Origin of the sequence: Ruegeria sp. HKCCD7559, assembly GCF_013110575.1 — a bacterium.
Taxonomy (GTDB): Bacteria; Pseudomonadota; Alphaproteobacteria; order Rhodobacterales; family Rhodobacteraceae; genus Ruegeria.
Genome location: NZ_WVQU01000001.1, coordinates 1,472,495 through 1,491,222 on the forward strand (window position 1 = coordinate 1,472,495; position 18,728 = coordinate 1,491,222).

Here is an 18,728-nt window from a genome sequence, read left to right on the forward strand (position 1 = left end):
ATGCTGGGCATGTATGACATGCCCCCCCTGCAAGCCGCCAATGACAGGTTCTGGAGCTTGATTCGCGCGCAACTTGAGTCAGGCCCCCAAACCCTTACCCGCGATAAAGACGAATGGGCGGTCTGGCAGGACCCAAACCTGATTCTGGCACAAACCTGCGGCATGCCGTTTCGAACCCGATTGCATGGTCACGTGCAACTGGTTGGCACTCCGGACTATGACCTGCCTGGATGTCCCCCCGGATACTATTGCTCGGTCTTTGTGGCACGGAATGACGACGACCGGGATCTGGCGGGGCTGAGCACAGGGGTTTTCGCGTATAATGAGGGCTTGTCCCAATCCGGCTGGGCAGCCCCGATCACACATATGATCCAGGCAAACCTGCACCCCGCCGGACTGTTGGAAACCGGCGGGCATGCGCTGTCTGCCCAAGCCGTCGCAGGTGGCAAAGCGGACTTTGCCGCGCTGGACATGTTGACGTGGCTGATGCTGCAACAACATAGCAATTTGGGAACCAAACTGCGCGAACTGGCAACAACGACTCCGACTCCGACCCTTCCTTACATCACATCGATGAGTCAGAATCCGCAGGTCATTGCAGGCGCTGTTCGGGCCGCAATTGACCAGCTGTGCGACGACGACCAACAATTTCTGCATATACGCGGGTTGATCGATATTCCCGCGGCGCACTACCTGGCGGTCCCCACTCCGCCTTCTCCCAAAGATAGCGGATCAGCGACTGCCCAATTTGACGACTGATTTTGGCCAGTTTGGATGTTTCTCCGCTTGATTCTGTCATTTGCGCATTGCATTGACCTTTTTTTTCGGTCCTAGTACCGCACCAACACCACCAACCACTGGACTGCCCGTGACAGAAACTGCCCCCGTCATCGAAATCAAAGACCTTCACAAAAGCTTCGGAAATCTAGAGGTGTTGAAGGGGGTCGATATCACGGCACATCGCGGTGACGTGGTATCACTGATTGGGTCGTCTGGATCCGGCAAATCGACGCTTTTGCGGTGCTGCAACCTTTTGGAGGACAGCCAGCAAGGAGAAATCCTTTTCAAGGGTGAGCCTGTCAAATGGTCCGGGGAAAAGTACGGGCGCCGCCCCGCCGACTCCAAACAGGTTCTGCGCATACGCACCAACCTGTCGATGGTGTTTCAACAGTTCAATCTTTGGGCTCATATGACCATCCTGCAAAATGTGATGGAGGCCCCAGTGACCGTTCTGGGGCGCGACAGGGCCGAGGTTGAAGACAGCGCGCGCAAGTATCTGGACAAAGTTGGCATCGGCGACAAATGCGACGCCTATCCGGCGCAATTGTCGGGCGGGCAGCAACAACGCGCCGCCATCGCCCGCGGCCTGTGCATGGAACCCGAAGCCCTGCTGTTTGATGAACCGACTTCGGCTTTGGACCCTGAACTGGAACAGGAAGTGATAAAGGTGATCAAGGACCTGGCCGCCGAAGGGCGCACCATGATCATCGTAACGCATGACATGAAAATGGCCGCCGACATTTCAAGCCACGTGGTGTTCCTGCACCAGGGCCTGATCGAGGAAGAAGGCACGCCGGAAGATATCTTCACATCTCCTGAATCCGTACGGCTTCGGGGTTTTCTCTCCGCCACTCAGGCGGCTTAACTTCAAAAACAGAACCAAACTGGGGAGCAACCAATGAAAAATCTGATTCTGTCCACTGCCGCACTGGCCCTGACCGCCGGTATCGCCATGGCCGACACGGTCCGCATGGGGACCGAGGGCGCCTACCCTCCGTACAACTTCATCAATGATGCGGGCGAAATCGACGGCTTCGAGCGTGAAGTCGGCGACGAACTGTGCAAGCGCGCAAATCTGGAATGTGAATGGGTCAAGAACGACTGGGATTCGATCATTCCGAACCTGGTCTCGGGCAACTACGACACCATCATCGCAGGCATGTCGATCACCGACGAACGTGACGAAGTCATCGACTTCACCCAGAACTACTTCCCGCCTGCGGCTTCGGCCTATGTCGGTGCGTCCGAGGATGTTGATGTCTCCACCGGCGTCGTTGCCGCACAGACCGCCACCATTCAGGCAGGCCACGTAGCCGAGTCGGGCGCGACACTAGTCGAGTTTGCAACTCCGGAAGAAACCATCGCAGCCGTGCGCAACGGTGAAGCCGATGCCGTGTTTGCCGACAAGGACTTCCTGGTGCCGATCGTCGAGGAATCCGCCGGAGAGCTGGTCTTCGTGGGTGATGACGTGCCGCTGGGCGGTGGCATCGGGCTGGGCATCCGTGAATCGGATGGCGAACTGCGTGGAAAGTTTGATGAGGCGATCACATCGATGAAAGCGGACGGTTCGTTGAATGAACTGATCATCAAGTGGTTCGGCGAAGGCGTTCCGACCTACAACGCTGACGGTTCGGTCGTTACAAACTAATCCGTATCAAGCGGTTCGGCGCGTCCATCGCGCCGAACCCTGCCCGGTGGAATAACCGGGTATGACGTTCGAAAGACGCTTCATGTTTTCCTATTGCGCTGACCCTGACACGCTCGGAACATTCCGCTGGTTCTCCTGCTACCTGACCAACGGCGTGCACTGGTCCTTCTACCTGTCGTTCCTCAAGGTGTTGGGATTGCTGGCGGTGACCGCGCCGGTCGCATTGGCGTTTGGTTTTGTTGGCGCAATGGCCGCCCGATCACATTTCCCGCCCCTGAGCTGGCTGGGCAAAGGGTATATTGCCATCGTGCGCGGTGTCCCGGACATCGCTTTCTTCCTGTTTTTCGTGATAGCGTTGGATCAGGCGTTCGAATGGACGCGGCACAAGATATTGTGCCCCGAATGGACCGACCCGATCCGGCAGGGAAATGACTTTATCGTCTGTCAGGCGGCCAAGCTGCCATTGGGGACTGCACCGGAATGGGTGCATGAAACCTATGGCTTCTTCCTGGCCGTCGTTACCTTCTCGATTGTTTTCGGGGCGTTTGCGGCAAACGTTCTGTTTGGTGGAATGCGCGCCGTGCCCCACGCGCAGCTTGAAACCGCCGAAGCATATGGCATGTCCCGTCGTCAGACCTTCTGGCGCATCCTTGTGCCGCAGATGTGGGTTTATGCCCTGCCCGGCCTGTCGAATCTTTGGATGGTTCTCATCAAGGCTACTCCGCTGCTGTTCCTGCTGGGGATCGAAGACATCGTATATTGGGCCCGCGAACTTGGCGGCACCAAGACGTCCAAGTTCACCCAGTATCCGCATGGCGACTGGCGCATGTGGTACTTCCTGTTCCTGCTTGTCTTCTACCTCGGCATGACGCGCGTGTCTGAACTTGGGCTTGAAAAGCTGATGCGGAAACTATCCCACGGGCAGGCCACGTCCGGCGGCGAGCTTCTGCGCAAGGAGACCACGGCATGAGCTGCTTGCAGACGATTCAAGATTACGGCCTTCGGTCCGTGGGTCTCGGCGAGCGGCTACTGCCCAAAAGTGACTTCACCCTGTGCGAACAGTTCACGCTGATCGGGTCGGGGATGATCTGGAATGTCTATTTCGGGATCGTGGCGCTGGCGACCGGCTTCTTTCTGGCCACGGCCCTGGCCGTCGGCAAGGCGTCAGCAAACAAATGGCTTCGCAAGCCTTCGGAATGGTTCATTTTCCTGTTTCGCGGCTCGCCCTTGTTTATCCAGTTTTTCTTCGCTTATTTCCTGTTCCTGTCGCTGAAGAAATCCAACCCGATGTTCGACGCCTTCACCTCGGCCTGGCTGGGGGCGCTGATCGTGCTGTTCCTCAACACTGCCGCCTATTCAGGCGAGATCTTTTACGGAGCGCTAAGGTCCATTCCCAAGGGCGATATCGAAGCCGCAGATGCCTATGGCATGTCAGGCTGGGCCCGTTTTCGCCGGATCGTCTGGCCCACCATGTTGCGGCTTGCCTGGCCTGCCTACACAAACGAAGCAATCTTTCTTTTCCACGCGACAACGCTGGTCTTCTTTTCAGCCTTCCCGGCCTGGCAGCAACGCGGAGACGCCCTGTATTACGCCAGTTACTTTGCGGACAAGACGTTCAACCCGTTCATCCCATACCCGATACTGGCGTTCTATTTCATCCTGCTGACGCTGGTAATCGTCGGGGGCTTTGGCCTGATAAACAAACGCCTGAACCGGCACCTACCGGTCGCAAAACGGGCCAAAATGCGGTTCAAATTGAACCTGGCGCGCTGAGTTTCGGCGCGCCAGTCACGTCTGGACACCAAACCAAATCAACGCCAATCACCGCGCGCCCACACGTTTTTTAGCACATTCAAAAGGGGAGAAGTGGTACCGCCTCCCTGGCTTGAACAGGGGACCTCTGGATCCACAATCCAGCGCTCTAACCAACTGAGCTAAGGCGGCACTCGTGAGGGGCGATGTACCGAACACGCCCGCGGAATGCAAGAGGATTAAAGCCGAAATTTCCAGCTTTGTTCGACAAGGTCGACACCGAAGGAATGCACCGCTTTGCTGTCTGTCAATTCCCAGCCGGACGCCTTGTAAAGTGCGCAGGCGGCAGTATGGCTTTCGTGCGTCCACAGAACCATTTCTTTGTATCCTGCCCCGCGTGCGAAGGCAGTGCATGCTTGCAACAGGCGCTTTCCCAGCCCCAGCCCTCGTGCTTTCGGGACAAGCAGAAACAGCCGCAACTTGGCGGTATTCCGGTCAACAGCAACGCAGAAAATACTGCCCAGACGCTGCCCGTCCTGCTCGGCGATCCAGCCTCTTTCAAGCTCGGGGTCACTGTTGGCGATGAAGTCGTCAAGGATGCTGGCCACCAAGGGCGCAAAGCTGTCATCAAACCCTTCGTCGCGCGCATAAAGCAGACCGTGCTGTTCAACCAGCCACCCGGCGTCATCGGGGTGAAAGGGTCTGAGAACGGCGTCTTCCATATCTCATCTGACCGCAAAGGTGACTTGATTCTCAACCCCGTGCGCGCTAGCAGGAACGCTCAGTCTCGGAGGCACAGATGGGCATCAATACCGAACGCGACATTCAGGCAAACCTGCAAATCGGTCCGACCGATCAGGGTATGGTCCGCCTGTTCATCGAAGCTGACGGCATCGAAATACCGATGGATTTTGACCCGGAAGAAGCAGAAGAAATCGCCGACGAAATTCGCGCTGCGGTACAAGCCGCCCTTGCGGTCAAAGGCTGACCTTACAGCCTGGGATCCCGAAGCGCGTGTAAACGGCGCGCGGCATCCGTTGCAAATTTCTGGATCATCTTCTTGCGCCGCGCCGGTGCGATTTTGTCCTCGGGCGCCATACGCACGATTTCCGCATCATAGGCATCGGCGATGATCAGGCCTGTTTCATCAGGCAACAGATCGGTCGGGAATTCTGTATCGACGGCCCAGAAGAATCGGTCACACCATTCCAAATAGCCCTGCCATTTCGAATCCGACTGATAATCGGCACGGCTGGATTTGCACTCAATCACCCACAACTCACCCTTTGGCCCCAGCCCCATCACGTCCACGCGCAACCCGCGCGCAGGCACAAATTCTTCTACGGAAACAAAGCCATGCGCCGCAAGATGCCGAGCGACGCCACGTGCCAGTCTCTGTCCAGGTTGCAGATCCAAAGTCATAGCCGAAAATGTGAACAATTAGCGAACAAAAGTAAAGCACCTTTGCGTCTTGACATAGTACCTTTTGGTATCGCATTAATATAGTACCAAACGGTACTATTCCTGAGGTTGCTTATGGAGAACCAAACTCAAAACGCGTTTCGCGCGCTGGCCGATCCCACACGCCGGAACATCGTGCGACTGCTCTCGTCACAGGACATGACGATCGGGCAGTTGACGGACCGGTTCGACATAACTCGGGCTGCGGTCAAAAAACACCTGACGATTCTGTCCGACGGTGGGTTGATCACAGTCGAAGCGCGCGGCCGGGAACGCATCAATCGACTTGAACCACAGGGTATGGCCCCGGTGCTCGACTGGCTCAGCTATTTTGACCAGTTCTGGGATGATCGCCTCAACTCTCTCAAGGAAGCTATTGAAAGGAAACAAAATGACTGATGCCGTATTGAAGAAATCGATTTTCCTCAGGGCGGAACCGGAAACCGTTTGGGCTTATCTGACAGAACCTGACCATCTGGCGGAATGGTTCCACAAACCGGAAAGAACACTGGCAGAAGGTCAGAAGCTTGAGATGTTCGGCACGACAAGCGGCGACTTACTGATCTGGGGAGAGGTCCGTATCGCCCGCCCCCCCAAATATCTTGAACACACCTTTACCGTCAAACCGATGGGGGACGCTGTAAGCGTGGTCAAATGGACATTGGAACCGGTCTTGGGCGGCACACGTCTTGAGCTTGTGCACGAAGGATTACCGCAAGGCGTCGCAGCATTTGATCTGATCCTGGCTCTGGACAAAGGGTGGGATGAACATTTCGGCAAGTTGCGTGTGTCATTGCACGAAACTGTTGACGCCTGACCTCTTGCGCGAACCCGTCAGACACCCTACTTAAGCGCGTGGCGGGTTCTGCCCTTCTTGTGACAGGTAGCATTCTGGTGGCCTTAAGCAATTCCGAGGGGGCTGGCTCTGTTCAGGTCTTGGCCTGATTACCCGGCGCCCACCTGTACATACAGGTCCTCGGGAATCAAACCGCACGGTTGACTGGTGGTCCCGCCGCACTTTCTCTGAAATATCAGCGCCCTGCGTGGGCTTCCTGTTTCACGGTTGCCGGCTCGAAGCTGTGTGCGACCGGTGTTCCCCGACGCGGCCCCTGCGGCTTTTCCGCCATGCTCATGATCTTGTACGCGAACTGAACGCCGGCAAAGACGATGCCGTTCATGAACCAGATCATCACCAACGCGATCAGCCCGATTTCCGACCCGGAGATCAGATGCCGAAGGTTCGCGACGTTCAGCGCCAAGAGCACCCCGACAAACACGGCCGAAATGACAAAACCCCAGGCGACTTGCGTGATATACAGGCGGATCAGTTTGGGCATGGCGAACCTCCTTGCGCTTCGACAACAATGCTAGCGCATGTCTGGTTCAGGTAAACGTGTCAGAACGCCTCGGGCTGCGCCTCGCGCGCCATGTGATCCAGCACGGCATTGACGAATTTGGGTTCTTTACCTTCTGGAAAAAAGGCACGTGCCACATCGACAAACTCGGTGATCACCACTTTGGGCGGTGTGCCGCTTTGGGTCAGTTCCGCACCCGCCGCGCGAAACAGCGCGCGCAGGGTCGGGTCGATGCGCGCGATCGGCCATTTCGCCACCAGCGCGCGGTCGGTCATCTGGTCGATCGGCGCCTGATAGTTCACGGCGTCATCCACCAGCTTGCGGAACAGCGTGCTGTCGCCCTCAAGCATCTCGTCGCCCTCGTAGACCGCGCCGAACCGGTGGTCCAGAAACTCGTTGACCACCTGCTCGGTCGTCTGGCCCGACTGCTCCATCTGGAACAGCGCCTGCACGGCATAAAGCCGCGCTGCGGATTTCATCAGGCGTTTCCGGTTTGCCGGTTTCGGCGTGTCTGTCTGGGTCATGTTGTCGTTGATCCGTTGCTGTCGCCCGCCACCAGGATGGACTCGGACGGCGGCTTGAATCCGACGCCCTTTTTCGAAGCGCCCCACTTACGGCTGAGCGCGATCAGATGCAAGGCCGCAGCGGCCGCGCCACCCCCTTTATTCATCTTTTCCGGATCGGCGCGGACTTCGGCCTGCTCGTCATTCTCGACCGTCAGGATGCCGTTGCCGATGCACAGCCCCTGTAGGCCCAGCAGCTGGATCGCGCGGCTGGAGTCGTTGCAGACGGTTTCGTAATGCGTGGTCTCACCGCGGATGACGCAGCCAAGCGCGACATAGCCGTCAAAGTTGCACTGTCGGTCGGCCATGGCGATGGCCGTGGGAATTTCCAGCGCGCCGGGCACTTCGACCACTTCGCAGGTGCCGCCAGCCGCTTCGATCTCGGCCGTGGCACCCGCAATCAGGTTGTCGGCGATCGAGCGGTAGAACGGAGCGGCCACGATCAGCAGTTTCACCGGCTTGTCGAAGCTGGGTGTCGGCAGAATTCCGTGTTTGTCTTGTTCAGCCATGTTCAGTCTTCCTTCAGAATCGAGCGGGTGCCGACGATTGACAGGCCAAACGCGTCCAGCCCAAGATACACCGTTTCAGGAGAGTCGGTCAGAAGCACCAGTTCCTGAATCCCCATCTTGGACAGGATCTGCGCCCCAAGACCGGTTTGCTTGATGGTGCGCGGGCCTTCATCCTCGACCGCATACAACGAGTTGCGCGGCTGGCGGAACAGGCAGACCACTCCGCGGCCCTCTTCGGCGATCTTTTCCATCGCGCGCGGCAACTCGCGGGATGATTTCGGACCAAGCCCCAGGATATCCGGCGCTTCATGCAGGGCGTGCGTGCGCGTCAGAACGGGCTCGGGCGTGGTGATGTCGCCTTTGATCATGACAACATGTTCAATGCCGTGGGTCTGATCGGTGAAAATCCGCATTTCCCACTCACCGCCGTATTCCGAGGTGACTGTTTGACGAGAAGTCTCGACAACCAGATTGTCATTGCGCGACCGATAGCTGATCAGATCGCTGATCGTGCCGATTTTCATGTTGTGGTTTTTGGCGAACTCGACCAGATCCGGCAGGCGCGCCATGGTTCCGTCTTCATTCATGATCTCGCAGATCACGCCTGACGGGTTCAGCCCGGCAAGACGCGAGATATCCACGGCGGCCTCGGTATGGCCTGCGCGCACCAGCACCCCGCCCCGCTTTGCCCGCAACGGGAAGACATGGCCCGGGGTGGCGATATGCGCCATCGTGTTCTGTTCGTTGATTGCGGTCGCCACGGTCAGCGCCCGGTCGGCGGCTGAAATCCCGGTGCTGACACCTTCGCGCGCCTCAATCGAAACCGTAAAGGCCGTCTCGTGGCGGGATGAGTTGTTCACGGCCATCATCGGCAGGCCCAGCGCATCTATCCGTTCCGCCGTCATCGGCAGACAGATCAGGCCGCGCCCGTGGGTCGCCATGAAGTTGATCGCCTCGGCATCCGCAAACTCCGCCGGGATCACCAGATCGCCTTCGTTCTCGCGATCTTCGTGATCGACCAGAATGTACATCCGGCCGGCGCGCGCCTCTTCGATGATTTCTTCGATCGGGCTGATCGCGTCACGCAACTGGGCCTCGACCGGTCCGGGGGTTTCAAAGCTCATGGGGCAGCCTTTCACATGGCAGGTTTGCTCGGCGGAATAGACCACTGAGGGCGCAAAGACCAGTCCACAAACGGCGCTGGGGTTTTCCGACGCGACGTATCAGGACATCTCGGCCAGGCGCGCGACGTACCGGGCCAGTGTATCGATCTCAAGATTGACGCGATCGCCCACACCGACATCGCCCCATGTCGTGACTTCCTTGGTGTGAGGGATGAAATTGATGCCAAACTCGCAATCATTCACGTCATTGACCGTCAGCGATGTCCCGTTCAGCGCAACCGACCCTTTGGGCGCTATGAACCGCGCCAGTTCCTTCGGTGCACGCAAGGTGACACGTGTGCTGTCGCCTTCATCTTCGACCGCGACCACATCGGCCACGCCATCCACATGACCCGAAACGATGTGACCGCCCAGTTCATCACCGACTTTCAGCGCTCGCTCCAGATTGACACGTTTGCCGACGGCCCAGGTATCAAGATTGGTCTTCGAAACCGTCTCGGCGCTGATCTGAACATCATACCAATCGTCGCCCAGCGCGATCACCGTCAGGCACACACCATCACTGGCAATCGAGGCTCCGATATCGATACCGGCCGTGTCATAGGCCGTCTTGATCCGGGCGCGCAGATCCCCCTGCTGTTCCAGCTCGGTGACGGTGCCGATGTCGGTGACGATCCCTGTGAACATTCCGTTAACCCTCAGTTCATAACCTGTGCCTGCTTTTCACCGTCGAGGTAAGCCCAATGGGCCGCGCGGGCAAGCCCCGCCTTGCCGTACAAGGCCCAAACGGGCATAGTTTCGGCAACAAAACCAAAAAAAGAGCAGTCCAGATGCCGCAAATGCCTTCAGGCTCAGACAAACGGGTCTTCCTGTTTCTTCAGGGACCTCACGGGCCGTTTTTCTCGACACTCGGGCAGATGTTGCGCGCCACGGGGGCACAGGTCTGGCGGGTTGGGTTCAATGCGGGGGATCAGGCGTTCTGGTTCGACAAGGCAAGTTTCATCGCATTCCGGAACACGCCCGGCGATTGGCCCGAGACATTGAACAGGTTGATTGCCGACAAAGGCGTCACGGATATCGTTCTTTATGGCGACACGAGACCGGTCCACGCCCGCGCAGTTGAGATTGCGAAGTCTCAAGGGCTGACAGTTCACGTTTTCGAAGAAGGCTACCTGCGGCCCTGGTGGGTCACGTACGAGCGGGACGGGTCAAACGGGCATTCGCGCCTGATGTCACTGGATGTCGACCAGATGCGGCAGGCTCTGGCCCGGTCGGACAGCAAAACGCCCCCGCCACCGTCGCATTGGGGGGATATGCGGCAACACATATTCTACGGTGCCCTCTATCATTGGTTCGTCATGTTCCTGAACAAGAGATACCGCAATTTCCGGCCTCATCGTGATCTGTCGGTTTCACAGGAATTCCGGTTGTATTTCAAACGTCTGATGCTGATGCCTGTTCATCGCCTGCAACGCGGCATTGCCACGGCGCGCGTCAGATGGGGGGGCTTCCCCTATCACCTCGTGTTGCTGCAACTGGGGCATGACAGTTCGGTTCAGGCCCATTCCGAATTCTCCTGCATGTCCGATTTTCTGGAACTGGTCATCGCAGGATTCGCGCAAGGCGCACCGGCACATCACAGGCTGGTCGTGAAAGAGCACCCTTTGGAAAACCACCGTGAACCATTGCACCTGCGCGCCATGGAGATTGCCAGGAAACACGGGGTGCAGAACCGTGTTCACTATGTCCCAGGCGGAAAACTGGCAGGTTTGCTGGATGAGGCAAATTCGGCCGTCACCGTGAATTCCACTGCGGGGCAGCAGGTCTTGTGGCGGGGTATTCCGCTGCGTATTTTCGGACGTTCGGTTTATGACAAGACCGACTTCGTATCACAGCAGTCGATCGCCGCATTTTTTGCTGAACCAGACGCGCCGGATGTCGACGCCTATCGCTGTTACCGGCAATTCCTGCTGGAAACCAGCCAGGTTCCGGGCGGGTTTTATTCCCGGCGCGGCAGGCGGCAGTTGCTGCGCCGCGCCGTGGACATGATGCTCAGCAGCAGTGACCCTTATCAGGCCCTTCTGAACAAGAAAGAGGCACCGACGCCACAGTTGAAAATCGTCGAGTAATTCGGTCGCCCTGTGACTGGAAGTTGTGCTGCTTACCGGCTAATCTTCCCGCAACAACAAAAGACTGAGGATATCCGGCAGTGCAATTCTCTCCTAAGCGATGGATGCGGGGGGTTTCCCTTGTGGCCGCAATCGGCTTGATGGCGGCCTGCCAACTTCCGAAATCCGGGCCGAACAAGACCGAAATTCTGGCGGGTGCAGTCCAGAATGGCGGCAACGCGTTTGTCGTCGAAGTCGATGACCGCGTGACACGCCTTACATCCGCCGTGCCTCAGTTTGGCTTTTCGTCCTCGTTCAGCAGCGCCCAGGCCTTGACCGCCGACACTGTCCGCCCCGGTGACGTGCTGGGCCTGACCATATGGGAAAACGTGGACGACGGGTTGCTGTCCGGCGAAACCGGTGCGGCGACCATTCTGGATGAAGTTCAGGTCGACAGCGATGGTTTCATTTTCGTCCCCTATGCGGGTCGGATTCGGGCCGCGGGCAACACGCCCGAACAGCTTCGCGTTTTGATCACGAACAAGCTGCGGGAACAGACACCCGACCCACAGATCGAAGTGCGGCGTGTTGCGGGTGACGGTTCCACCGTCTCGCTGACGGGTACAGTCGCAACCCCCGGCATCTATCCGATCGAACGCCCAACCCGTTCCTTGCTTGGCATGCTGTCCAAGGCGGGCGGGGTCTCAGTAGCGTCAGATATCGCGTTGGTGACGCTGATCCGGGGGGATCAAAAGGGCACCGTCTGGTACGAAGATCTGTTCCGCAACCCAAAACTGGACGTCGCTTTGCGTGGCGGCGACCGCATCTTGGTGGAAGAAGACAGCAGATCTTACATCGCTCTCGGCGCGACCGGGGGTCAGTCTCGCGTGGCCTTTGACAGTCAGGACCTTACCGCCTTGGAAGCTTTGGCTCAGGTCGGTGGTCTGCTAACACTGTCCTCTGATCCAACCGGCATTTTCATTCTGCGGAAAGAGCGTCAGGACATCGCGCGCAGCATCACGGGACGCGCCGACTTGAAGGGGGATCAACGCATGATCTACCTGCTGAACCTGACGGCCCCCAACGGCCTGTTCATCGCGCGGGATTTCGTGATCCGCGACGATGATACGATTTATGTGACCGAAGCACCCTATGCACAGTGGAGCAAATCGATCTCGCTGATCGCTGGTGGCCTGACCCCCATCGCAAACGTCGCCACGCTGACCGGCAACTGATGCATGGTAGCCGATCCGGACAGCGCAGCCGGGGCCGAGCGCACCCGGCTGTTCGTCTACAACGGCGGGTTTCTTACGCAAAAACGCCTGAGACGGATTCTGACGCTTGCCGGATATGACATTCGTCTGGGTCTTCCCAAGGATGGCGATTGCGTGGGCATTTGGGGCAACAGCCCGACCGCGTATCGGGGCCTGCGCATCGCCGAAAAACACCGCGCCCCGGTTCTGCGGGTCGAGGATGCCTTTCTCAGGTCTCTGCACCCGGGGCGCGCCGGTGAACCGCCCTTGGGTCTTTTGCTGGACCGTTCGGGCCCGCATTTCGATGCAGCCGCACCTTCGGACCTTGAGAAGCTGCTGAACACCGATCCCTTGGACGACACCGCGCTGCTGAACCGCGCACGTGCCGCGATGGAGCGGGTCAGGGAATTGCACCTCAGCAAGTATTCCGCGTTTGACCCCGATCTTGCCGCACCTGACCCCGGTTATGTACTGGTCATCGATCAGACGGTTGGCGATGCCGCCGTCTCGGCAAGCGGTGCCGATCGTGCCCGTTTTCTTGAAATGCTTGTGGTCGCGCAGGAGGAAAACCCAGGCGCGCGCATTCTGATCAAGACACATCCAGAAACGATGGCAGGTCATCGTCAGGGGCATTTCACCGATCAGGACCTGTCAGACCGGGTCACGTGGTTTGACAAGCCCATCAGCCCCTGGCCCCTGCTCGAGGGCGCCGTTGCGGTTTATACCGTTTCCTCGCAGCTGGGCTTTGAAGCAATCCTGGCCGGTCACAAACCGCGCGTTTTCGGTCAACCGTTCTATGCCGGGTGGGGCCTGACGCAGGATGAGTTCCCAGTCCAGCGCCGTCAGCGCAACCTGACCCGCGCGCAACTGTTCGCGGCCGCGATGCTGCTTTACCCGACCTGGTACGACCCCTTTCGCGATCAGCTGTGCGAACTGGAAACGGTTCTGGACATTTTGGAGGCGCAGACCCGCGCATGGCGGCAGGACAGGCACGGTTGGACGGCCGCCGGTATGCGCCTGTGGAAACGCAGGCACATGCAGCAGATTTTCGGGCGGCATGGCACGTTGCGCTTTACGGCCACACAACCTGATGCCTCGGATCGCCCCCACATGGTCTGGGCCAGTCAGGCGCGCGACAGCGAAGGGGCCGTTCGTGTGGAAGACGGTTTTTTGCGTTCCCGCGGACTTGGGGCGGCGCTTGTTCCGCCCCTATCCCTGGTAACCGACGAAGTCGGTATCTACTATGACCCCACAAAGCCCAGCCAGTTGGAAAACCTGATCAGCGAGCGTGCAACTTTGCGCCCGGATCAGGAATTGCGCGTTGAACGGCTTATTGAGAGATTGCTGGCCGATGGTTTGAGCAAATACAACACGGGCCAATCCGCGCCGGTTCTGCCCCATGGGCACCGAATTCTGGTGCCCGGACAGGTTGAAAATGACGCCTCGATCCTGCTGGGCACCAACACGGTGCGCAGCAATCTGGACCTGCTGAACACGGCGCGCGAGGCCAACCCCGAAGCTATCCTGATCTACAAACCGCACCCTGATGTCGAAGCTGGGTTGCGGGATGGCCAGATAGACGCAGAGTCAATTGCGGACCTTGTCGTGACCCGAACTGACCCTGCCTCGCTGCTGACGCAGGTGGACGAGGTGTGGACGATGACATCGCTATTGGGGTTCGAGGCATTGTTGCGCGGGGTGAAGGTCACGACTCTGGGCGCGCCCTTCTATGCGGGATGGGGCCTGACCACCGATCTGGATACCGTCCCCGTCAGGCGAGGTGCACGGCCGTCGCTGATGGGCTTGGTACACGCCACCTTGATTGACTATCCACGCTATTTCGATCCGATCACCAGACAACCCTGCCCTGTCGAAGTGGCTGTTGAACGTTTGGCGCTGGGGTATTCGGCACCGTCCGGTCCGTTCAACCGGTTTCTGTCAAAGCTTCAGGGCGCGTTCGCGACGCACGCTCATCTTTGGCGTTGACGTTATTCCGACGCTCTGCGCCAACGGTGCAATACATCCCCGCCGACCGCCTGCGTTTCGATCAATTCGAACCTCGGCGCGGCCTCCAGCGTCTCCAGGCCAAGTGTCCCGACCGCGGCCAGTCCTTCGGCCCCGATGGTTAAACCGGCAGTGAACCCGACCAGCTCGTCCACCAGATCTTCGGCCAGCAGCGAGGCCGCAAGCGCAGCTCCGCCTTCGCAGAAGACGCTGGTCAAACCGGCCTGACCCAGTTGCTGAAGCAGATCCACTGCATCGATATGATGGTCCTTCAACACGCAGGGGATCAGCTTTGCCCCCAATCCCTCCCACGCCTGTGCACGCTCGGCATCCGGGTGATGCGCATGGCAGAGCCAGACAGGTATCCTTGAGGCCGTGCGCGCCAGCTGACCCATCAGGGATATGTCCATATGGCGGGACACCACGACGCGGACAGGCTGATGCTCAACGCCAAGATCCCGAACGGTCAGCGAGGGGTCGTCGGCGCGCGCCGTCCCTGCCCCGACCATCACCGCATCGTGACGTGCGCGCATGGCATGGACCACACGACGTGCCTGCGGTCCGGTGATCCATTGGCTGTGCCCTGTCGAGGTTGCGATGCGCCCGTCGAAACTGCTGGCCATCTTCAGCGTCACAAAAGGTCGGCCTTGTTCAGTCTTGAGGAAGAAGCCTTCCAGATCCCGTTCTGCCTGTTCCGCAAGAACGCCGGTTACGACTTCAATCCCCGCCTCGCGCAACATGGCAAAACCCTGCCCGGCCACGCGCGGATCGCTATCTTCCACAGCGGCTACAACGCGGGATACCCCTGCCGCAATCAAGGCCTGGGCACAGGGCGGCGTCTTGCCGTGATGGGCACAGGGTTCCAGCGTTACATAGGCGGTCGCACCACGTGCGCCCTGCCCGGCCTGAGCCAACGCTTCGGTCTCGGCATGAGGGCGGCCACCCGGTTGCGTCCAGCCCCGCCCAATGATCCGGTCATCACGAACAATGACACACCCCACGGCGGGGTTCGGCCAGCACGTCCCCTGACCGCGCCGCCCCAAAGACAGGGCAAGCGCCATGAATCGCTTATCTGTTTCGTTCACTCGTCAGTCGAAGGCTGCGGCGGGCGCAGTTCGTGGACGAACTCCTCGAAATCATCGGCCGCCTGGAAATTCTTGTACACACTCGCAAAGCGAACATAGGCGACAGTGTCGATCCGCGCCAGAGCTTCCATAACGATCTCACCGATCTTGTTGGACGGGATATCCGTGTCGCCCATGCTTTCCAGACGGCGCACGATGCCCGAAATCATCTGATCGATCCGTTCGGGATCAACGGGGCGTTTCTGCATCGAGATGCGGATCGAACGCTCCAGCTTGTCGCGATCGAAATCTTCGCGTTTACCATTGGTCTTTATGACAACCAGATCACGCAGTTGCACACGTTCGTAGGTCGTGAACCGTCCGCCACAGGCCGGACAGAACCGGCGTCGGCGGATTGCCACGTGGTCCTCTGCCGGGCGTGAATCTTTCACCTGAGTGTCGATATTTCCGCAAAACGGGCAGCGCATCCGCCGTCTCCTCGTCCCATGTTCGGCCTCTTTTTGTAAGCGCTGCGGCTTACTTATCCACAACTATAGGGCAGCCGCTAGGGTTTGGGTAGTCGGAAATTCAAACCGCTAAATAGCGGGTCAGGCCAGATACGCCGCAACCTTCCTTTGATGCGGCGCAGTGCGGTGTTCAAACAGGTAAATCCCTTGCCATGTTCCCAGAACGGGTCGTCCCTGCGACACCGGGATCGTCAACGAAACCGGCAAGAGCGCGGCCTTGATATGCGCAGGCATATCGTCCGGGCCTTCGTAGGTGTGCCGCAGATACGACATGGCGGGGTTGTCTGACGGTGGAACCAGCCGTTCAAAGAACGCCTGAAGATCTGTTTGAACTTCGGGGTCCGCGTTTTCCTGGATCAGCAATGAGCAGGAAGTGTGGCGAACGAACAGGGTCAAGACCCCATCTTTCGCCACCCGTTCAAGCCATTGCAGAACGTCGGACGTGAATTCGTAAAGCCCCGGTCCATGGGTGTGCAAAACGAACTCGGTCTGCATCGTGACTATCCTGCGGGTTGGTCAGTCGTTGAAGAACGGTCGATAATTACACCGTGCATTCGCACCTTGTACAGATTCACTGTTGCCAGGCTGAAACCCGAACGAGACAAAGCTGCTTGGTTGTGCATCGACCGTTTGAGGTTGTTTGATGGAAAACTGAACCGCTGTTCTGCGACCGGTTGTGACACTAGGCCCGTATCCTCGCAACACGTAAATCCGGTCCGTCCAGCCCAATCCCAAGGTTCGACGTGCATAATCCGCGGCGGCGCACCAATAGCCTTCGGCGCGCATGTCGCCGCGGGGGATGACCTCGAAATCCGTGGCGTTTATGGGTTCAGTTCGAAACCCGTTCCGTGCAGCGTCTGCTGTCAATGGAACACTGAAGGCCAAGGCTGCCAACGCGGCGAAAGTGTATGACTGTTTCATGGTAATTTCTTCCCTGATTGCTTGTTCCAAATTGTGACCTCTGAATAGGTTAGTCGAACTTCACTGCGCGCACAGGGTGCCTCACGATCAATTCAGCCCGCCTGGTACATAGCGTGATCCGGCGTGAGCCAGCCTTGACAGCGGATCAGCAGGCCCAAGCCCGGCGTCGCAGAACAACGCGTCACTTGCAGAAAAAGAGCGTGCCGGGGAGCCCTGAGCAGAGATTGGTGATTTCTCCGAGGCTCTGACCTCATCCCCATGAAGGTCCCGACCCGGCAACAAAGCTGATTTGGACAGCCGCGCGCTACACTTCATGCGCGTTCCGGTCAAAACCTTTCGAGAACTTGCCAACAAGTAGTACTCAAGTGCAAAATCCTTTCTGCCAAAAGCCAAAGTCAACAAAGGGATTTCCCTGATAAACTGTTAATGTATTTGAGAACGTAAGGTGTTGTACCACGATGGATGTAGATATCGACCGACTACATTTTTTGATCCAGGCGCTGGATCGCCACGCCGGCAACAGCGAAGTATCCCAGCGGGTATTGCAACAGACCGGGCTGTGTCAGCAGGATATCGCGCCCCCTGCCGCAGTCTACAGCGCACATAAAGAGGCCCTGTTCATCCGGCACGCCTGTGACGCCGTTGGTGACATCACATTTGCGGCGCGCACTGGGCTCGAGGTCACGTCGGCCTCGACCGTAACAGGGTATATCAGTAAATACTCACGCGATTTGAGGCAGGTGATGGAAAACCTGTCCCGTTTTCATGGCATCATCGATCCGGCCATCGGGCTCAGCTTTCGTGTTGCCGGCAACTTCGCGGCCCTTGAGGCCGATTGGAAAGACGCCAGCTTTGCCCGCTATCATCGGCGCACGGAATTCCTGTTGTTCGCTGCGCTGGCCAGGATGAGAAACCTCACGCAGGTGAAGTTGCACCCGATCGAGATGCGCTTTCAGCACAAAGTTGGAAGCCACGCCAAAACCTACGAAAAGCTGGCAGGCTGCCCGGTGGTTTTCAACGCTGAAAAAATCGAGATCATTCTGCCGCTATCTGCGCTGGAATTGAAAGTGCCGACCTATGATCCAAAGCTGCGTGAGCATTTGCTGGAATACGGTGAACGTCTGCTGGCCGAAAAACCACCCCCCAAGCACAAGACCCGCGCCCGTGTCGAAGGTCTGATCACCCGATCCCTGCCCGGCGCAATCCTGCAAGCCGAAGATGCGGCGGCTGATCTGGGGATGAGCCTCAGAACCTTCAGTCGACGCCTCAAGGATGAAGGCACAAGCTATCGCGATATTGTGGACGATCTAAGATGTGATCTGGCCCAGACTTTCATCACAAATGGCATGACTCTGTCTGAAATCTCATACGCGCTGGGGTATGCCGATCAGGCTGCTTTTTCGACCGCCTTCAAACGGTGGACAGGTCAGCCGCCCAGCGCCTTCAAGACCCGAGTGGAACATCCCATTCGGACAGCTGGCCGGGGGTCATCAGCCTGAAAAACCTCGCCCCGGCCTGTCCCATGAGTGGACAAGACCGATATAGAAAGGCACACCGCCACGGCCTTGTGCTATCGCGCCAACGTGATGCGAGAATCAGCCAATGTGAACAAAAAAAGGCGCCTCTGACGGGGCGCCTTTGTTCTGATAGATCTTTTGT

Annotated in this window: 23 protein-coding genes and 1 tRNA gene; 12 read left to right on the plus strand and 12 right to left on the minus strand. The window is 58.3% G+C overall.

What is annotated here, in order from left to right:
• From GS605_RS07345 to GS605_RS07365, 5 genes are all read left to right on the plus strand, one after another.
• Complete coding sequence (locus GS605_RS07345) at positions 1-759, plus strand: phosphate/phosphite/phosphonate ABC transporter substrate-binding protein (RefSeq protein WP_216600134.1); 759 nt, start codon at positions 1-3, stop codon at positions 757-759.
• Positions 760-868: 109 nt separating this feature from the next.
• Positions 869-1,645 carry an ATP-binding cassette domain-containing protein gene (locus GS605_RS07350; RefSeq protein WP_171723513.1) on the plus strand — a complete coding sequence of 259 codons (777 nt, stop codon included), beginning with the start codon at positions 869-871 and terminating at the stop codon, positions 1,643-1,645.
• A 33-nt stretch (positions 1,646-1,678) separates the two neighbouring features.
• Positions 1,679-2,428, plus strand: a complete 750-nt coding sequence (locus GS605_RS07355) for a transporter substrate-binding domain-containing protein (protein ID WP_171723514.1) — start codon at positions 1,679-1,681, stop codon at positions 2,426-2,428.
• 82 nt (positions 2,429-2,510) lie between these two features.
• A complete protein-coding gene (locus GS605_RS07360; protein WP_171170555.1) occupies positions 2,511-3,398 on the plus strand; it encodes an ABC transporter permease in 888 nt (295 codons plus the stop codon).
• Positions 3,395-4,201 (plus strand): ABC transporter permease, encoded by an 807-nt coding sequence (locus tag GS605_RS07365; RefSeq protein ID WP_171723515.1) that lies wholly within the window; start codon positions 3,395-3,397, stop codon positions 4,199-4,201. Before GS605_RS07360 ends, GS605_RS07365 begins: the two co-directional genes overlap by 4 nt.
• A gap of 94 nt (positions 4,202-4,295) precedes the next feature.
• On the opposite strand, the gene GS605_RS07370 is transcribed toward GS605_RS07365, so the two are convergent.
• Both GS605_RS07370 and GS605_RS07375 read right to left on the minus strand, forming a co-directional pair.
• Positions 4,296-4,372: transfer RNA gene (locus tag GS605_RS07370), tRNA-His, on the minus strand.
• 47 nt (positions 4,373-4,419) lie between these two features.
• Positions 4,420-4,902: a GNAT family N-acetyltransferase gene (locus GS605_RS07375; RefSeq protein WP_171723516.1), complete on the minus strand. Its 483-nt coding sequence runs from the start codon at positions 4,900-4,902 to the stop codon at positions 4,420-4,422.
• Positions 4,903-4,979: 77 nt separating this feature from the next.
• Here GS605_RS07375 and GS605_RS07380 point away from each other — a divergent pair, with 77 nt between their 5' ends.
• Entirely contained in the window at positions 4,980-5,168 is a 189-nt protein-coding gene (locus tag GS605_RS07380; RefSeq protein ID WP_152457562.1) for a DUF6324 family protein, read from the plus strand.
• Between the two features lie 2 nt (positions 5,169-5,170).
• Here GS605_RS07380 and GS605_RS07385 read toward each other — a convergent pair whose 3' ends face one another.
• Entirely contained in the window at positions 5,171-5,602 is a 432-nt protein-coding gene (locus GS605_RS07385) for an MmcB family DNA repair protein (protein ID WP_152457561.1), read from the minus strand.
• A 114-nt stretch (positions 5,603-5,716) separates the two neighbouring features.
• Between GS605_RS07385 and GS605_RS07390 the strand changes: the two genes are divergently transcribed.
• Together GS605_RS07390 and GS605_RS07395 are read left to right on the plus strand one after the other, a co-directional pair.
• Entirely contained in the window at positions 5,717-6,040 is a 324-nt protein-coding gene (locus GS605_RS07390) for a helix-turn-helix transcriptional regulator (protein WP_171723517.1), read from the plus strand.
• Positions 6,033-6,458: an SRPBCC domain-containing protein gene (locus GS605_RS07395; RefSeq protein WP_171633406.1), complete on the plus strand. Its 426-nt coding sequence runs from the start codon at positions 6,033-6,035 to the stop codon at positions 6,456-6,458. The genes GS605_RS07390 and GS605_RS07395 overlap by 8 nt, the downstream gene beginning before the upstream one ends.
• 214 nt (positions 6,459-6,672) lie before the next feature.
• Here the strand turns inward: GS605_RS07395 and GS605_RS07400 are convergent, their stop codons facing one another.
• The 5 genes from GS605_RS07400 to GS605_RS07420 all read right to left on the minus strand — a co-directional run bounded on the left by GS605_RS07400 (position 6,673) and on the right by GS605_RS07420 (position 9,879).
• Positions 6,673-6,978 (minus strand): hypothetical protein, encoded by a 306-nt coding sequence (locus tag GS605_RS07400; protein ID WP_171723518.1) that lies wholly within the window; start codon positions 6,976-6,978, stop codon positions 6,673-6,675.
• A 59-nt stretch (positions 6,979-7,037) separates the two neighbouring features.
• Entirely contained in the window at positions 7,038-7,520 is a 483-nt protein-coding gene (nusB, locus tag GS605_RS07405; protein WP_171119535.1) for a transcription antitermination factor NusB, read from the minus strand.
• Positions 7,517-8,068: a 6,7-dimethyl-8-ribityllumazine synthase gene (locus GS605_RS07410; RefSeq protein ID WP_171723519.1), complete on the minus strand. Its 552-nt coding sequence runs from the start codon at positions 8,066-8,068 to the stop codon at positions 7,517-7,519. The genes nusB and GS605_RS07410 overlap by 4 nt, the downstream gene beginning before the upstream one ends.
• 2 nt (positions 8,069-8,070) lie before the next feature.
• On the minus strand, positions 8,071-9,192 hold the full coding sequence (gene ribB, locus GS605_RS07415; RefSeq protein WP_171723520.1) for a 3,4-dihydroxy-2-butanone-4-phosphate synthase: 1,122 nt from the start codon (positions 9,190-9,192) through the stop codon (positions 8,071-8,073).
• A gap of 99 nt (positions 9,193-9,291) precedes the next feature.
• Positions 9,292-9,879, minus strand: a complete 588-nt coding sequence (locus tag GS605_RS07420) for a riboflavin synthase (protein WP_171723521.1) — start codon at positions 9,877-9,879, stop codon at positions 9,292-9,294.
• A gap of 152 nt (positions 9,880-10,031) precedes the next feature.
• Between GS605_RS07420 and GS605_RS07425 the strand changes: the two genes are divergently transcribed.
• The 3 genes from GS605_RS07425 (at position 10,032) to GS605_RS07435 (ending at position 14,539) form a co-directional block, all read left to right on the plus strand.
• Positions 10,032-11,321, plus strand: coding sequence for a capsule biosynthesis protein (locus GS605_RS07425; protein WP_371807731.1), 1,290 nt, complete (start codon positions 10,032-10,034; stop codon positions 11,319-11,321).
• Between the two features lie 80 nt (positions 11,322-11,401).
• Positions 11,402-12,535, plus strand: a complete 1,134-nt coding sequence (locus GS605_RS07430; RefSeq protein ID WP_348539510.1) for a polysaccharide biosynthesis/export family protein — start codon at positions 11,402-11,404, stop codon at positions 12,533-12,535.
• Between the two features lie 3 nt (positions 12,536-12,538).
• Entirely contained in the window at positions 12,539-14,539 is a 2,001-nt protein-coding gene (locus tag GS605_RS07435) for a capsular polysaccharide biosynthesis protein (protein ID WP_171723523.1), read from the plus strand.
• Between the two features lie 2 nt (positions 14,540-14,541).
• Here GS605_RS07435 and ribD read toward each other — a convergent pair whose 3' ends face one another.
• The 4 genes from ribD to GS605_RS07455 all read right to left on the minus strand — a co-directional run bounded on the left by ribD (position 14,542) and on the right by GS605_RS07455 (position 17,069).
• Positions 14,542-15,642: a bifunctional diaminohydroxyphosphoribosylaminopyrimidine deaminase/5-amino-6-(5-phosphoribosylamino)uracil reductase RibD gene (ribD, locus tag GS605_RS07440; protein ID WP_171723524.1), complete on the minus strand. Its 1,101-nt coding sequence runs from the start codon at positions 15,640-15,642 to the stop codon at positions 14,542-14,544.
• Positions 15,639-16,109 carry a transcriptional regulator NrdR gene (nrdR, locus tag GS605_RS07445; RefSeq protein WP_117869416.1) on the minus strand — a complete coding sequence of 157 codons (471 nt, stop codon included), beginning with the start codon at positions 16,107-16,109 and terminating at the stop codon, positions 15,639-15,641. The genes ribD and nrdR overlap by 4 nt, the downstream gene beginning before the upstream one ends.
• A 120-nt stretch (positions 16,110-16,229) precedes the next feature.
• On the minus strand, positions 16,230-16,643 hold the full coding sequence (locus GS605_RS07450; RefSeq protein WP_171206899.1) for a secondary thiamine-phosphate synthase enzyme YjbQ: 414 nt from the start codon (positions 16,641-16,643) through the stop codon (positions 16,230-16,232).
• Between the two features lie 21 nt (positions 16,644-16,664).
• Positions 16,665-17,069 carry a hypothetical protein gene (locus GS605_RS07455; protein WP_171723525.1) on the minus strand — a complete coding sequence of 135 codons (405 nt, stop codon included), beginning with the start codon at positions 17,067-17,069 and terminating at the stop codon, positions 16,665-16,667.
• 458 nt (positions 17,070-17,527) lie between these two features.
• On the opposite strand from GS605_RS07455, the gene GS605_RS07460 reads away from it, so the two are divergent.
• A complete protein-coding gene (locus GS605_RS07460) occupies positions 17,528-18,568 on the plus strand; it encodes an AraC family transcriptional regulator (RefSeq protein WP_171723526.1) in 1,041 nt (346 codons plus the stop codon).
• Positions 18,569-18,728 lie beyond the last annotated feature (160 nt).

Coding starts and splice junctions, on each gene's coding strand:
- GS605_RS07410 (WP_171723519.1), bottom strand. CDS start 8,068: ATGGCTGAACAAGACAAACACGGAATTCTGCCGACACCCAGCTTCGAC.
- GS605_RS07435 (WP_171723523.1), top strand. CDS start 12,539: ATGGTAGCCGATCCGGACAGCGCAGCCGGGGCCGAGCGCACCCGGCTG.
- GS605_RS07455 (WP_171723525.1), bottom strand. CDS start 17,069: ATGAAACAGTCATACACTTTCGCCGCGTTGGCAGCCTTGGCCTTCAGT.
- GS605_RS07385 (WP_152457561.1), bottom strand. CDS start 5,602: ATGACTTTGGATCTGCAACCTGGACAGAGACTGGCACGTGGCGTCGCT.
- GS605_RS07380 (WP_152457562.1), top strand. CDS start 4,980: ATGGGCATCAATACCGAACGCGACATTCAGGCAAACCTGCAAATCGGT.
- GS605_RS07355 (WP_171723514.1), top strand. CDS start 1,679: ATGAAAAATCTGATTCTGTCCACTGCCGCACTGGCCCTGACCGCCGGT.
- GS605_RS07365 (WP_171723515.1), top strand. CDS start 3,395: ATGAGCTGCTTGCAGACGATTCAAGATTACGGCCTTCGGTCCGTGGGT.
- GS605_RS07390 (WP_171723517.1), top strand. CDS start 5,717: ATGGAGAACCAAACTCAAAACGCGTTTCGCGCGCTGGCCGATCCCACA.
- GS605_RS07400 (WP_171723518.1), bottom strand. CDS start 6,978: ATGCCCAAACTGATCCGCCTGTATATCACGCAAGTCGCCTGGGGTTTT.
- nusB (WP_171119535.1), bottom strand. CDS start 7,520: ATGACCCAGACAGACACGCCGAAACCGGCAAACCGGAAACGCCTGATG.
- GS605_RS07375 (WP_171723516.1), bottom strand. CDS start 4,902: ATGGAAGACGCCGTTCTCAGACCCTTTCACCCCGATGACGCCGGGTGG.
- GS605_RS07395 (WP_171633406.1), top strand. CDS start 6,033: ATGACTGATGCCGTATTGAAGAAATCGATTTTCCTCAGGGCGGAACCG.
- GS605_RS07425 (WP_371807731.1), top strand. CDS start 10,032: ATGCCTTCAGGCTCAGACAAACGGGTCTTCCTGTTTCTTCAGGGACCT.
- GS605_RS07460 (WP_171723526.1), top strand. CDS start 17,528: ATGGATGTAGATATCGACCGACTACATTTTTTGATCCAGGCGCTGGAT.
- ribB (WP_171723520.1), bottom strand. CDS start 9,192: ATGAGCTTTGAAACCCCCGGACCGGTCGAGGCCCAGTTGCGTGACGCG.
- nrdR (WP_117869416.1), bottom strand. CDS start 16,109: ATGCGCTGCCCGTTTTGCGGAAATATCGACACTCAGGTGAAAGATTCA.
- GS605_RS07450 (WP_171206899.1), bottom strand. CDS start 16,643: ATGCAGACCGAGTTCGTTTTGCACACCCATGGACCGGGGCTTTACGAA.
- GS605_RS07360 (WP_171170555.1), top strand. CDS start 2,511: ATGTTTTCCTATTGCGCTGACCCTGACACGCTCGGAACATTCCGCTGG.
- GS605_RS07345 (WP_216600134.1), top strand. CDS start 1: ATGCTGGGCATGTATGACATGCCCCCCCTGCAAGCCGCCAATGACAGG.
- GS605_RS07420 (WP_171723521.1), bottom strand. CDS start 9,879: ATGTTCACAGGGATCGTCACCGACATCGGCACCGTCACCGAGCTGGAA.